Below are 12,930 nucleotides of genomic sequence, written 5' to 3' on the forward strand. Positions count from 1 at the left end.
GCCCTTTCTAATTGCCTTCAATTTCTTGCCACGTAATCATAGCTTGGGCATTGATCTCGCCATCACTGATAATCTCATGCTTGCTTTCTAGTCCCTTGAGTTCATAAGCTGAAGCAATCATGCCACCCGGTCGCACCTCTTTGACATATTTGAGATTGATTTTCTTTGGAATATACTTGGTCAAAAAGTCTGCTCCCATGACTTCAAAAATCCAATCCAGGTATTTGCTGTTATTGACATGACCATTCATATCCAAGTCGTAAAAACGAACATGGTAGTCTTTACTGATCGGATCTTCTAGATTTGCATACTTTGGCCCACGGATGAGTTTTTTATCAAACTCAGACTGGTAAGGAGCAACAATATCCGGTTCGACAGCATGAACTTTCCGACTGTCTCGGTCCATGAGAACAAAGGTTGCTACCATGCGAATGATTTCTTGACCTGCTTCATCATAGATAGTGAAACGGCGGTAGCAAAAAAGACGATTGTAAGTCAATGCTTCTGTTTCAATCGTAATCTCTTCAGCAAAGCGAGGCAAGCGAACCACGTCAATCGCATAGTCTGTAATAATCCAGACCAGATTGTAGCGTTCTAACATATCCTTGTCGCTAACTCCCAGCTCAATTGACTGCATACCTGATACTTGCAGGGACAGCAAAATCACATCTGGAAGTTTGATATGACCATTCATGTCCGCCATATCAAAAGGAATTTTCATTTTCATTTGATAAGTTAAGCCCATTGTTCTACTCCAAAATAAATCGTTCTGCTACGGTGTCTCCTAAAAAGAGACCTCTCTTTGTCATTCGGACACGATCACCGTCGTTCTGCATAAGACCTTGTTGAACCAAGTCTCTGACGATTTCTCCATAAAGTCCATCAAAGGACCGTCCGAATTTTTCCTCAAATCGCACCATGGAAACCCCAGATTTCTTGCGGAGTCCCAGAAACATTTCTTCTTCCATCTGCTCCCTTTGACTCAGGTGTTCTTCTGTAATCCGAGCATTTCCTGCCTCTACTGCATTGAGATAGTGGCGGATAGGACCATGATTTTTATAACGTACTCCGTCCACATAACCCGAAGCACCCGCACCGATACCATAATACTCAGCATTGTCCCAGTACATGAGATTGTGGCGACTTTCAAAGCCAGGTTTAGAGAAATTGGAAATCTCATAATGCTCAAAACCAGCTCGCTCAAGCTCTGCGATGATGTACTCAAACATCTCTGCTTCTAACTCTTCTTTGGGCAGGGGCAATTTCCCACGTCTCATGCGGTTCATAAAGACCGTATGATTCTCCAAAATCAAGCTATAAAGGCTCATATGAGGAATATCAAGCGAAATAGCCTTAGCTACATTATCCTTGACCTGAGCCATAGTTTGACTAGGTAGAGCATAGATTAGATCGATGGAGATATTATCAAAACCAGCGAGTTTGAGGCGGTCGATATTTTCATAAATATCCTTTTCTAAATGACTACGCCCAATCTTTTTCAGCATTTTGTCATCAAAGGTCTGCACACCCAAGGAAACACGATTGACTGGCGACTGTTTCAAAACCGCAATCTTATCCGCGTCCAAGTCTCCCGGGTTAGCTTCAATCGTCAACTCTTCCAAGACAGACAAGTCTAGATTTTTAGTTAAGCCATCCAAGAGCATTTTTAATTGCGGAGCTGACAAAGCCGTTGGCGTCCCACCTCCAATGTAGAGGGTTCGTAACTTTTGGATATCATAAGAACGAAACTCCTCTAGCAGATGCTCCAGGTAACTATCTACTGGTTGATTCTTGATAAAAACTTTTGAAAAGTCACAATAATAACAAATCTGTGTGCAAAAGGGAATATGCACGTAGGCGGACGTTGGTTTTTTCTGCATAGTATTTATTATACCACAAAGACAGGCTTGCAGATAAAAATCACCATCTCCAAAAACCAGAGATGGTGATGCATTATACTTCAGTAATATCGATGATGATTTCTTCTTGGTCTTCAGCAACGTCTGGAGCTGCTGACTGTTCTTGCCACTGCTCCTTGAGATTGTTAAAGGTTTCCTTCGATGCTTCCGTCGCTTGTCGAGCACAGTTTTTAGCTTGGTCAAGGACACTATCAAAAGTGATTTCACCAGATTCTACTTGTTCTTTTGTTTTCAGTACAAAATCCCTTGCCTGTTCCTTCACTTCAGTTAGTTTCTCACAAACCTGCTCTCTAGCATATTCTGGATCTTCTCTCAAATCATCTAGAAAATCCTGAGCTTGACTACAAACTTGCTTACCCTTGTCACTCGTCAAAAACAAAGCAAGAGCCGCACCTGAAACTGTTCCTAAAAGGATTGAGGATAGTTTTCCCATAAGATTTCTCCTTTTTTATTTTTTGAAAAATTTACTTGCGAAACGAAGAGCGGACAAGCTTGCACCTGTTTTAATGGTCTTTGAACCAGCAGATGAAGCCTTTTTACCTAAAACACGTGCATGTTGGTTGAGATCAGATACTGACTCAGATAAGTCCGCTACAGCTGTAAAAAGTGGATCAATCGTCGCAACTTTGATATTGATATCATCTGCCAACACATTAACCTTAACCAACAATTCATTGGTCTGATGCAAGGTAACGTTCACATCTGAGCTCAACGTTTTGATGGTTTTCTCCGTCTCATCAATCATACGACCTGCTTTTTGAATCGTGATTGTCAGATAGACTAAACAGACAATCAAAGCAATCGCAACAAGAATATATGCAACTTCTAACATTTATTTTTCCTCCTCTGTATGATAGAAAGGGGCTTTCTTTCGATTTTGATAAAGTATGATAAAAATACCGAGTCCGATAAGGACAACTGATAACCACTGGGAAACTCGCAAACCAAAGAACATGAGACTATCCGTCCGCATACCTTCGATAATCATACGACCAAAGCCATACCAAATTAAGTAGAATGCCGTGATATGACCGCGTCTGATTCCCTTTAATTTTCGTCTAAAAATCAAGATTAAAGCAAAACCAATCAGATTCCAAACCGACTCGTATAGGAAGGTCGGCTGACGGTAGCTACCATCGATGTACATCTGGTCACGAATGAAGCCTGGCAAATAATCCAGATTATCTACCGCTGCACCATAGGCTTCTTGGTTAAAGAAGTTCCCCCAGCGCCCTAAACTCTGGGCAACCATGACGCTCGGAGCTGCAATATCTAAGAAATCCCAAGTATTGATCAGCTTTCTATCTGCAAAAATATAAAGGACAATAGCGCCCGCTATCAAACCTCCATAAATGGCCAAACCACCATTCCAGATAGCAATGATTTCACCTGGATTTTGCAGATAATAATCTAAACGAAAGAGTACGTAGTATAGTCTAGCACCTAAAATAGCAACTGGAAAAGCAATCAGAATAAAATCCAAAATATCATCTGATAGAATTTTCTTTTTGGGAGCTTCTTTCATAGCAAGGTAGACAGCCAAGACCAAGCCAGCCACAATACACAAAGCATACCAACGAATGGAAAAAGGACCAATTTCAAATGCGACTGGATTAATCATCTTTCACCTCATTTTTTGAGATGAGATTAGTCAAGCGTTCTTCAAATAAACGCGTCGCATCAAATCCCATTTCTTTAGCGCGATAGTTCATGGCTGCCGCCTCAATAACAACAGAGATATTGCGTCCTGTTTTTACTGGAATGCGGATACGCGGAATCGTTACACCAGAAACTTCGAGTTCTTCGGCATTGTTCCCTAGGCGGTCAAAGGTCTTATGGGTATCATAATTTTCCAAGTAAACAGCCAACTGAACTTGTGAGGAATCTTTTACAGCACTTGCTCCGTAGAGACTCATCACGTCAATAATACCCACTCCACGAATCTCAAGTAAATGCTTCAAAATTTCAGCGGGCTCTCCCCAAAGAGTCATTTCATCCTTGGCAAAGATATCTACACGGTCATCTGCTACCAAACGGTGTCCACGTTTCACAAGCTCAAGACCCGTCTCGCTCTTACCGATACCACTATCCCCTTGGATCAAGACACCCATGCCATAGATGTCCATCAAGACACCATGAACACTTGTACGTTCAGCCAAACGGGAATCAAGGTAGCTAGATAACTCTCCAGATAAACGACTGGTTGATGTTCGACTGGTTAAAATCGCAATATTACATTCCCTAGCAGCCCTCAACATTTCTTCTGGCACTACCAGACCACGAGCAACGATTACAGCAGGTGTTTCAGGTAGAAACATTTTCTTCAAAACTTGATAACGGTTATGGGCAGGCATGGCAACCAAATAGGACCACTCCTTCATCCCTAACAGCTGAATCCGTTCTGGTGTATAGTAATCAAAATAGCCCGTCATTTCAAGACCAGGTCTCATAATGTCCGCAGTATTGATTTCTTTTTCAAGTAATTCGCCTTCACCATAGACAATATCTAGTCTGAGTTTTTCAATGACATCTCTTACTAAAACCGACATAATTTCCTCCTTCAATCGAGTTCTCCCTACTATTATATCAGATTGTAGGTGGAAGTTTCCTTTTTTTGCAGGATTTACAGTATTTATTTGAAAGAAAAAGACTAGATTTCTCTAGCCTTTCATTTCTAATTAGAATTTTTTACGTTTACGAGCTGCTTCTGATTTACGTTTACGTTTTACAGAAGGTTTTTCATAGAATTCACGTTTGCGTGTTTCTTGAAGAGTACCAGCTTTAGTAACCGCACGTTTGAAACGACGAAGTGCATCGTCAAGAGATTCATTCTTACGTACTACTGTTTTAGACATTTTTTTCACTCCCTTCAAGTTCAAGATCTATTCTATTCTACACGCAAAATGAATAAATGTCAAGGGAAAAACGGCTATAAACTTATATTATCTTCACTTTCTTTTTTTAGAGAGGCAACGTATTAGAATGGACATTATAATAGCAAAAAGAAATTTATTTTAATCCTGTTCAGAAACAACTTTTATTTCTTTATCATTTACAATAACAGCTTGTGAATTGTTCATTCGCATTAAGTCGAGCTGATTTTTATAGGTTTCAAAGGTCTTCTTGCTACTATCAGTAAAAGGCTCCTCACCATAATGTGGAAGGATGTAAAACTCCACTTCATCCAATCCCGCTGTATCCGATAACTCTTTCGCTACCGTCTTGTCGTCCATGAGTTTATTGTAGTCAATATCCTTGGCGGTAATGATAGCCCCTGCTGATTCTCCCACATAGACCAACCCATCTCTTATTTGCTCTTTGATGAGAGATAGGAGTTGCTTTTTCTTTAATTCTTGCAATAAATAAAAGGTATTCCCGCCTGAGATATAAAGAATCTTACTTTGGAAAATCTTTGCCTGTGCAGTTTCTCGATCACAAGAAGCAATATCTAGAACCGCTATCTCAAATCCTAAATCTCTGAATGTTTGCTGAGCCTCATCGATATAGGCAGTATAATCCTCTTTGTTCCCAGCGGTAGGAATAAATAAAACCTTGTTTTCTAGATTCTTTTCCTTTGCATAATCGCTAAAAAGCTTTTTGACTCCAGCAAAGTATGAACATAAAAATAATTGTTTCATGATTGTACCTCCATTAGTTTTTAACAATTTTATAAAGGATCCACGATCCCTTTCTTTGACTAGTTATGACCTCAAAGCCTACTGATAACAAGAATCGTCTAAATGCTTCTTCGCTTTGAACCTCTGGTAAAAAATAAGATAACTTGTTATATTCACAAGCCAGCAAGAGCATCCCGTCTGATTTGAGTACTCTTCGAAGTTCTATAAAAGAAGCCTCTAGATCCTGCCAATGAAAATGAGTTTGAAAGGCTGTGATTAAATCAACACTTTCATCAGAAAAGCCTGTCTCCCTAACGTCTCTTCGTTCAAAATTTAAATTAGTTATCTCTATCTGTTTGGCTTGAGCTATTGCAGCATCTGAAATATCGATTCCAGTTATGGTACTTTGCGGAAAAGTTTCTTTCAGTAGGATGGTTGAACGGCCATTTCCAACTCCTACATCTAAGATTACAGGGTAAAATGTCCTATCCAGATGACGAATTGCCCATACAAACATGGGGAGATAGGCTCGATTCCACAATTTCATCATTCGTTTTCCTAGAAAGCCCGAAGGGTTCTTTGATTGCTGAATGAGACGAAAAAACAGTAACATTAAAAGTAAAAAACAAATAAAACTGATTATATAAACCAAAGTTCGATCCTCCCCTGTATAGCTATATTATACCACTTTAGCAGAACAGTAAACATTTGAAGTAAAAAACCACTCACTCCAAAGAGCAAATGGTCCTAATTTTATTTTTCAAGCAGGCTGAGTGCCTCAGCATCTGCGATAATAGTCACATCAGGGTGATATTGCAGGCTACTTGCTGGTAGACTTTCAGTTACTGGGCCTGATACTGTTCTAGCAATGGCTTCTGCTTTCGACTCACCGTAAGCAAAGAGGATAATTGACTTGGCATCCAAGATATTTTTAATTCCCATTGAAATGGCTTGGGTTGGGACGTCTTCAATCTTGTCAAAGAAGCGAGCATTGGCTTCGATTGTAGATTGGTCAAGTTCGACTAGATGCGTTTGACTGTCAAATGGAGTGCCAGGCTCGTTAAAACCGATATGTCCATTGCGACCAATTCCCAAGATTTGCAAATCAACAGGATGGTCAGCCAAAATTTGGTTGTAACGTTCTACCTCAGCTTCAGCATTGTCCTTAATCCCACGGGGTAAGAAGCTTTCTTTAAATGGTTTTTGGTTGAATAAGTGTTCTTGCATAAAGTAACGGTAAGACTGTGGATTGTCCCCATCAAGCCCTACATACTCATCGAGGTTTACACTGGTTAGATTTGAAAAATCAAGGTCACTCTCAACGATTTCCTTGTAAAACTCAAGTGGACTGCTCCCTGTCGCAAGTCCTAATGTCTGAGCACCATTGGCCAATTTTTCCTTCAAAATCTCAAAAGCTACTTTTCCACCTTCGACTTGATTTTCAACTTTAATAACTTTCATTTTATATCCTCCATATTTCTATATTCATTATATGGTATAGACCAATTTTTGTCAAGTGAAAACGATTTAATTTCCAAAAAAAGAGCGTCCAAACTTGAAACGTGTTATAATGGATAAAATTAGAAGTTAGAAAGAATGATGAAAAAAATGAATACAGCTGATTTTGATTTCCACTTGCCAGAGGAATTGATTGCCCAAACACCACTTGAAAAACGAGATGCCTCCAAACTCCTCATCGTCAATCGTGAGACGGGAGAATTTCAGGATAAGCACTTCCACTCCATTATCGATATGTTGGAACCAGGTGATGCCCTTGTCATGAACGACACCCGTGTTCTACCAGCCCGCCTTTATGGTCAAAAGGAAGAAACAGGAGGCCATGTGGAACTTCTCCTGCTCAAAAATACTAGTGGTGATGAGTGGGAAGTCCTAGCCAAACCTGCCAAACGCCTCAAGGTTGGCACTCGTGTCAACTTTGGTGATGGTCGCCTCAGCGCTGTCGTTACGGAAGAATTGACCCACGGGGGCCGCATTGTCCGCTTTGAATACCAAGGAATTTTCCTAGAAGTTTTGGAAAGTCTAGGTGAAATGCCATTACCGCCTTATATCCATGAAAAACTAGATGACCGTGAACGGTATCAAACGGTCTACGCTAAAGAAAGTGGTTCTGCTGCCGCACCTACTGCTGGTCTCCACTTTACTAAAGAACTGCTAGCAGAAATCCAAGCCAAGGGTGTCCATTTGGTTTATTTAACGCTCCACGTTGGTTTAGGAACCTTTAGACCCGTTTCTGTTGACAATCTGGACGAACACGAAATGCACTCAGAGTTCTACCAACTTTCTGATGAAGCCGCAGCCACCCTTCGCTCTGTCAAGGAAAATGGAGGTCGTGTTATAGCTGTTGGAACTACTTCGATCCGCACACTGGAAACCATCGGTTCCAAGTTTGATGGGCAAATCCAAGCAGATTCTGGCTGGACCAATATCTTTATCAAGCCAGGCTACGACTGGAAGGTTGTGGATGCTTTTTCAACCAACTTCCACCTACCCAAGTCAACTCTTGTTATGCTAGTTTCTGCCTTTGCCGGTCGTGACTTAGTCCTAGATGCTTACCACCATGCTATTCAAGAACGATACCGCTTCTTTAGCTTTGGTGATGCTATGTTTATCTATTAAAAATAGCTCCGTCATTTCTTTAGGATAGTTTATTCCTAAGAGATGACAGGGCTATTTCTGTTTAAAGTGTAATTTCTGGGGACTCAGAAGTCAGATGAACCAGTTTGCCTTGAACACCAAAGTAATCCTTTACCAAGTCCTGTAATTCTTCCATAGCAGCCCGAGCACGTGTTGCCTGTTCAGCATTGATCGCTTCAATCACTAAGACAGCATCTTTTGTCTCTTCTGTCAGCATGGTTCTCTGCGCCTCTCTCCAGTTGAGACAGCGACAAACCGCTCCCTCATCATCATAATAGATCAGCTCTTCTGGAAGTGCAGGAGCATCGTTTTCAGCTCCTAGTGGAAAGAAAGGTTCTCCTCCCTTAGCCTGACCAAGATGAAGATTGCCTACAATCTTGTTCACATCTTCGCCACCACAGGGAACAGCATAAGATAGAGAGACACTATTATAGATGTCTACTAAGGGATTGATGGGATTAAACTCTCTTCCCTGACTGACCCTTTTAAGCAGAGCTTCTATAGAGGAGCGTGCTCCTTTTTTCGTTTTGAACTTGCTGAAAGCCTGACGCCATTCTTGAATGACATCATTCTGAGTAAAATTCTCATCCGAAATGAAATCCTCAGCTCGTTTAGCTCCCTTATCTAGCAAGGTTTTGAAATAGGAATCCTTGCTTTCATCAACTGTATTATCTAATCCCTTTACTGCTAAAACGCTAATCTGTGCTTCTGGAAACAAGCTCCAAAATTCATTTTCAACGATAACTTTCATCTTTCACCTCTTATTATAAATAATTTCTTTTCTGGCCTTTTTTGACCATATCCCAATCACTTGTAATATTTTTTCTAACCCGAATTAGTAGGCTCTCCAGTTCCCTGGCCTCTTCCCTAGAAAATCCTTTTAGGGCAGAATTCTCTGAATAGTGATGTTCAGCAAGGATAAAAGGATAAAGTGCATCTCCTTTTTCAGTGACAAACCACTCTTTATTTTTCCGATTTGTACTGGTCATTCCTTGTTTTATTAACCCCTTTTCTTCCAGTTTTTTTACTGAACGAGCAACTGTCGAACGGTCAACCTTCAGTAAATCCGACAAGGCTTCTTGAATGATTCCTGGATTCTCCTTGATCCGTACTAAATAAAGGTATTGCCCACGAGCTAGTTCAATATCACGAAACTCAATATTAGCAATAGAATCTAGGGCACGGGCTATAATTCCGATTTCGCGTAATAACGACATGTTTCCTCCTCTCATATCTATGATGATAGAATAGCACATTTTTGTTGCAAATGCAATAAAAAATGCTTTATTTATCACCAGTCTTAGATGGCTTTAACAGTGAAATTATCGCCTATAATCTTTCTACGTCACCGAACTTAGCACAAGTGAAAGCTATGCTGGAGCAGACCTTTACAGAGAAATACTATGAAAATATCATTTTACACAGCGATCAGGGCTGGCAATACCAACACGATTCTTATCATCGATTTTTAGAGAGTAAAGGTATTCAGCCTTCCATGTCACGTAAAGGTAACAGCCCAGACAACAGCATGATGGAGTCTTTCTTTGGAATTTTGAAGTCGGAAATGTTTTATGGATATGAGAAGAACTTTAGGTCTTTAGAAGACCTTGAGCAATCTATTGTAGACTACATTGATTACTACAATAACAAACGAATCAAAGTCAAACTAAAAGGACTTAGTCCGGTACAATGCAGAACTAAATCCTTTGGATAAATTAATTGTCTAACTTTTTGGGGTCAGTACAAACAAAGCGTCTTTTTTTATTCTTCATTTTTTAAAAAGAATGTGTTATCACGAAACTTTGGATCCTTCAAACTCTGTACACTGGCATTGATAACTGCTCCGATAATCAAAATCTTTGCGATGAGAATAAACCAGAACATCATCACCACAACGATGATGGAGCTGAAAAATCGGACGTCGACTAGATGGTTAACATAGTTATTGAAATAGACAGAAAAAATATTCAACAGAAAGACAAGCGTCAGCAAAACAAAGATACTACCAGGAAAAACGTAGCGAATACGAGGGACTCTAACATTTGGAAGGAAATAGTAGAGCATGACCAAGATGGCAAAGAGCAAGGCATAAATCAAAGGGCCTGTAAAGTCCTGTAGGTAATCAAAGAAAGGACTGTCTGATTGCCAGTAAGTTTTGAGCAGGTTGAGCAACATACGCCCAAACATACTCAAAAATAAGGCTAGGGCAAAAAGAATTTGCAAGCCAAAGCTGACGAGTAAACTCATCAATTGATGGGTGATAATGCCTCGACTCTTGGCTACTCCATAGGCCTTATTAAAAGCTTTTTGGAGGAAATCCATCGATTTCGAGAAGGTCCAAAGGGCAGACAAGACTGCAAAACTCAGCAAACCAGTCGATGGTTGGGTCAGGACTTCTCGGGCAATCTTTGCGACCACATCATAGACTGTATCCGGCACAAATTCTTTGATGGTGAGCAAAAAATTTGAAATCGGAATTTGAAAATAGGGCAAGATATTGACCACTATCATCAACAAGGGGAAGATTGAAACCAACCAATAGTAGGCAACCGCAACACTGGTCAGTTCACTATCGGAAGCTTGATAAAAATGTAAAAAAGCTTTCAACAAGGGTCGTCCCATCAGCTCTTTCCACCACTTTTTCATGTTGCGACCTCCTAATACAAGTTGATTTTATAAACTAATTTCTTCTGACTAATTCCATCATATCATAGGGTAGGGTATTTGCAGCTTCTTTTAAAGAATAATTCTCAAGATTGTTGACATTTTGCCGTAATTTCTTGGCATACTTAGCCGTAATCAATTTCTTCTCTTCGTATTCAAAAATTAACTTACGTTCTAGGTAGTAACCTCTTAGCATTTCATCGATATTATTTGGTTTAATACGATTGATAACACGTTCGACAAAGGCACCACTACCGATAATGGCCGTCTCGCGTAGACGAGACTCTTGCATAAAGCTGATCAGACTACTCTTGTAGATTCCTTTTAGGTTTTCCAAACTTTCGATAATCAACTCCGTATTCTCCAGATAGAGTTCGGATATTTGATCATAGTCAATAGCTCGAAGGCGACGTTGCTCCTTGTCATTCCAACTACGGAAGGTCTGCCCAAAAGTTAGCAATTCATGCAGGAGAAAACGCAAGATACGGAGCGACACAAGGAAGTAATATGTTAGGCGAGAAGCCACCTTGCGATTGATACTCTGCTCCATATTTTTCAGATAGCGTTGATAAACTTGATAACCACGTTCACCGATTTTCCCCTCCTCGTAAGCCTGCTCCAAACCATCGCTTTCGATACTCAGGATGAGGAGTTTTAAAGCCTCCCAGTCTTCTTGGGCACTTTTGTTTTCTTGACTAAGGATTAGGTTTTCAATTCGACCGTGATAATTATCAATAGCCGCATAAAGGGGAAGTTTATTCTTATGCCCTTCCAGTTCTTTTTCTAATTCTGCTGTGACCTCATTTAAAATCGCAATGTGCATGAGGTAATCTTTGGTTTCCTCTTGTTCCTCAGAAAGGTGGGGAAGAACTAATAAACCTGTTAGAAAGCTTAATAACGTGACACCTGCTACTAGAAAAAGTAAGAGGGGATACTCCTGCTCTAGATTGCTTGGTATGAGAAGAATGGTTGCAATAGATACTGTTCCTTTGACACCAGAGAAGGTCAAAAGGAGCATATCCTTCATGTATTTACGAAGACTTTTCTTGAGGCGGCGTGTTCTCCAAACATAGAAGCCATAAATCATAACAAAGCGAATTGCAAAAAGTAAAAGTGTCAGCAAAACAACCGATACTAATAGTAGTAAGGGGTTATAAAGGGGATTGGTCAAGATAGGTTCTGCTATCATTTCCAATTCCATTCCCAAGATGACAAAGACAGAACCGTTGAGCATAAAGGTCACGGTATGCCAAACAGTATCTGTAACAGTATCTACCTGAGCTTCGAGGAGCGTGATTTTTTTGAAACGACTGGCCTTCAAAATGCCTGCGACTACAACTGCGATAATCCCTGAAACATGGATTTCTTCAGCGATAAAGAAGGTCATGAGAGGCAAACTCAGTTCAAGCAAGAGTTCACTCGCTATATCTGTCGCTCGCACACTCAGTAAAAATGTATGCAAGAAACGATTGATCATTGCCGTCACAAAACCGACTACAAAACCACCAAGGATCGAAAGTGCTAGGGATGTTCCAGCCTGACTGAGGGAAAAAGCGCCAGTTGTCCATGCAGCCAGTGCCACCCGAAAGGCAACCAGGCCAGAAGCATCATTTAAAAGTCCTTCTCCTTTGAGAATATTGGATACCCGTTTTGGGAAACGAAAACGCTCAGAAAGAGAAGCAAAGGCTACCAGATCCGTCGGACCAAGCGCTGCCCCAACAGCCAAACAGGCAGCTAAGGGAAGACTCAGCCAAAGGAAATGAGCCAAGGCTCCCAAACTCAAGGTCGAGATGAAAATTACTGGAAAGATTAAGTAGACAATGATGCGCCAGTGTTTTAAAACAGATGTAATATCGGCTTCTTCTGCCTCTCGGAAAAGTAATGGACCAATAACCATGGCCAGAAACAGCTCTGTATTAAGATGAAAGTCAGTATTGGGCAAAAAAAGACCAATGCCAAGCCCCAAAAGGATTTGTACTAGGGGGAGGGGCAAAAAAGGCAAAAGTTTATTGGTCGTAGTTGAAACGATTAAGACTAATAAAAATAGAATCAGGTAAATTAGTAGTGTCATCTAG

At 40.5% G+C, this 12,930-nt stretch carries 15 protein-coding genes and 1 pseudogene; 2 read left to right on the plus strand and 14 right to left on the minus strand.

Annotated elements, in window-relative coordinates; genetic code table 11:
* Positions 1-7: 7 nt before the first annotated feature.
* From ACVBD2_RS07170 to ACVBD2_RS07215, 10 genes are all read right to left on the minus strand, one after another.
* Positions 8-745, minus strand: a complete 738-nt coding sequence (locus ACVBD2_RS07170) for an acyl-ACP thioesterase domain-containing protein (RefSeq protein WP_461685492.1) — start codon at positions 743-745, stop codon at positions 8-10.
* Between the two features lie 4 nt (positions 746-749).
* On the minus strand, positions 750-1,880 hold the full coding sequence (hemW, locus tag ACVBD2_RS07175) for a radical SAM family heme chaperone HemW (protein ID WP_125424643.1): 1,131 nt from the start codon (positions 1,878-1,880) through the stop codon (positions 750-752).
* A 73-nt stretch (positions 1,881-1,953) separates the two neighbouring features.
* On the minus strand, positions 1,954-2,352 hold the full coding sequence (locus tag ACVBD2_RS07180; RefSeq protein WP_125424642.1) for a YtxH domain-containing protein: 399 nt from the start codon (positions 2,350-2,352) through the stop codon (positions 1,954-1,956).
* A 15-nt stretch (positions 2,353-2,367) separates the two neighbouring features.
* Positions 2,368-2,751 (minus strand): DUF948 domain-containing protein, encoded by a 384-nt coding sequence (locus ACVBD2_RS07185; RefSeq protein ID WP_033585592.1) that lies wholly within the window; start codon positions 2,749-2,751, stop codon positions 2,368-2,370.
* Entirely contained in the window at positions 2,752-3,540 is a 789-nt protein-coding gene (lgt, locus tag ACVBD2_RS07190) for a prolipoprotein diacylglyceryl transferase (protein ID WP_125837562.1), read from the minus strand.
* On the minus strand, positions 3,533-4,468 hold the full coding sequence (gene hprK / locus ACVBD2_RS07195) for an HPr(Ser) kinase/phosphatase (RefSeq protein ID WP_185759887.1): 936 nt from the start codon (positions 4,466-4,468) through the stop codon (positions 3,533-3,535). Before hprK ends, lgt begins: the two co-directional genes overlap by 8 nt.
* Positions 4,469-4,597: 129 nt before the next feature.
* The gene (gene rpsU / locus ACVBD2_RS07200) at positions 4,598-4,774 is read right to left on the minus strand and encodes a 30S ribosomal protein S21 (protein WP_000048054.1); all 177 of its coding nucleotides are present in this window, start codon (positions 4,772-4,774) and stop codon (positions 4,598-4,600) included.
* A gap of 159 nt (positions 4,775-4,933) precedes the next feature.
* A complete protein-coding gene (locus tag ACVBD2_RS07205) occupies positions 4,934-5,557 on the minus strand; it encodes a Type 1 glutamine amidotransferase-like domain-containing protein (RefSeq protein ID WP_000811176.1) in 624 nt (207 codons plus the stop codon).
* A 13-nt stretch (positions 5,558-5,570) separates the two neighbouring features.
* Positions 5,571-6,188, minus strand: a complete 618-nt coding sequence (locus ACVBD2_RS07210) for a class I SAM-dependent methyltransferase (protein ID WP_004245813.1) — start codon at positions 6,186-6,188, stop codon at positions 5,571-5,573.
* 101 nt (positions 6,189-6,289) lie between these two features.
* Positions 6,290-6,997 (minus strand): glucosamine-6-phosphate deaminase, encoded by a 708-nt coding sequence (locus ACVBD2_RS07215; protein WP_000864606.1) that lies wholly within the window; start codon positions 6,995-6,997, stop codon positions 6,290-6,292.
* Between the two features lie 147 nt (positions 6,998-7,144).
* Here ACVBD2_RS07215 and queA point away from each other — a divergent pair, with 147 nt between their 5' ends.
* The gene (queA, locus tag ACVBD2_RS07220; RefSeq protein WP_025168939.1) at positions 7,145-8,173 is read left to right on the plus strand and encodes a tRNA preQ1(34) S-adenosylmethionine ribosyltransferase-isomerase QueA; all 1,029 of its coding nucleotides are present in this window, start codon (positions 7,145-7,147) and stop codon (positions 8,171-8,173) included.
* 61 nt (positions 8,174-8,234) lie between these two features.
* Here the strand turns inward: queA and ACVBD2_RS07225 are convergent, their stop codons facing one another.
* A complete protein-coding gene (locus ACVBD2_RS07225; protein ID WP_125398709.1) occupies positions 8,235-8,942 on the minus strand; it encodes a B3/B4 domain-containing protein in 708 nt (235 codons plus the stop codon).
* A gap of 13 nt (positions 8,943-8,955) precedes the next feature.
* Entirely contained in the window at positions 8,956-9,408 is a 453-nt protein-coding gene (locus ACVBD2_RS07230) for a MarR family winged helix-turn-helix transcriptional regulator (RefSeq protein ID WP_125837564.1), read from the minus strand.
* A 65-nt stretch (positions 9,409-9,473) separates the two neighbouring features.
* Between ACVBD2_RS07230 and ACVBD2_RS07235 the strand changes: the two are divergent.
* A pseudogene (locus ACVBD2_RS07235) lies at positions 9,474-9,905 on the plus strand (IS3 family transposase); the annotation flags it as partial.
* A 47-nt stretch (positions 9,906-9,952) separates the two neighbouring features.
* On the opposite strand, the gene ACVBD2_RS07240 reads toward ACVBD2_RS07235, so the two are convergent.
* Positions 9,953-10,837 (minus strand): YihY/virulence factor BrkB family protein, encoded by an 885-nt coding sequence (locus tag ACVBD2_RS07240; RefSeq protein ID WP_125837566.1) that lies wholly within the window; start codon positions 10,835-10,837, stop codon positions 9,953-9,955.
* Between the two features lie 34 nt (positions 10,838-10,871).
* Positions 10,872-12,926 carry a cation:proton antiporter gene (locus ACVBD2_RS07245; protein ID WP_125837568.1) on the minus strand — a complete coding sequence of 685 codons (2,055 nt, stop codon included), beginning with the start codon at positions 12,924-12,926 and terminating at the stop codon, positions 10,872-10,874.
* Between the last annotated feature and the right edge of the window lie 4 nt (positions 12,927-12,930).

It is taken from the genome of Streptococcus sp. KHUD_018 (genome assembly GCF_054861215.1).

Excerpts from the sequence above, each read along its gene's own strand:
- ACVBD2_RS07170 (WP_461685492.1), bottom strand. The coding sequence starts at position 745 with ATGGGCTTAACTTATCAAATGAAAATGAAAATTCCTTTTGATATGGCG.
- hemW (WP_125424643.1), bottom strand. The coding sequence starts at position 1,880 with ATGCAGAAAAAACCAACGTCCGCCTACGTGCATATTCCCTTTTGCACA.
- ACVBD2_RS07180 (WP_125424642.1), bottom strand. The coding sequence starts at position 2,352 with ATGGGAAAACTATCCTCAATCCTTTTAGGAACAGTTTCAGGTGCGGCT.
- ACVBD2_RS07185 (WP_033585592.1), bottom strand. The coding sequence starts at position 2,751 with ATGTTAGAAGTTGCATATATTCTTGTTGCGATTGCTTTGATTGTCTGT.
- lgt (WP_125837562.1), bottom strand. The coding sequence starts at position 3,540 with ATGATTAATCCAGTCGCATTTGAAATTGGTCCTTTTTCCATTCGTTGG.
- hprK (WP_185759887.1), bottom strand. The coding sequence starts at position 4,468 with ATGTCGGTTTTAGTAAGAGATGTCATTGAAAAACTCAGACTAGATATT.
- rpsU (WP_000048054.1), bottom strand. The coding sequence starts at position 4,774 with ATGTCTAAAACAGTAGTACGTAAGAATGAATCTCTTGACGATGCACTT.
- ACVBD2_RS07205 (WP_000811176.1), bottom strand. The coding sequence starts at position 5,557 with ATGAAACAATTATTTTTATGTTCATACTTTGCTGGAGTCAAAAAGCTT.
- ACVBD2_RS07215 (WP_000864606.1), bottom strand. The coding sequence starts at position 6,997 with ATGAAAGTTATTAAAGTTGAAAATCAAGTCGAAGGTGGAAAAGTAGCT.
- queA (WP_025168939.1), top strand. The coding sequence starts at position 7,145 with ATGAATACAGCTGATTTTGATTTCCACTTGCCAGAGGAATTGATTGCC.
- ACVBD2_RS07225 (WP_125398709.1), bottom strand. The coding sequence starts at position 8,942 with ATGAAAGTTATCGTTGAAAATGAATTTTGGAGCTTGTTTCCAGAAGCA.
- ACVBD2_RS07230 (WP_125837564.1), bottom strand. The coding sequence starts at position 9,408 with ATGTCGTTATTACGCGAAATCGGAATTATAGCCCGTGCCCTAGATTCT.
- ACVBD2_RS07240 (WP_125837566.1), bottom strand. The coding sequence starts at position 10,837 with ATGAAAAAGTGGTGGAAAGAGCTGATGGGACGACCCTTGTTGAAAGCT.
- ACVBD2_RS07245 (WP_125837568.1), bottom strand. The coding sequence starts at position 12,926 with ATGACACTACTAATTTACCTGATTCTATTTTTATTAGTCTTAATCGTT.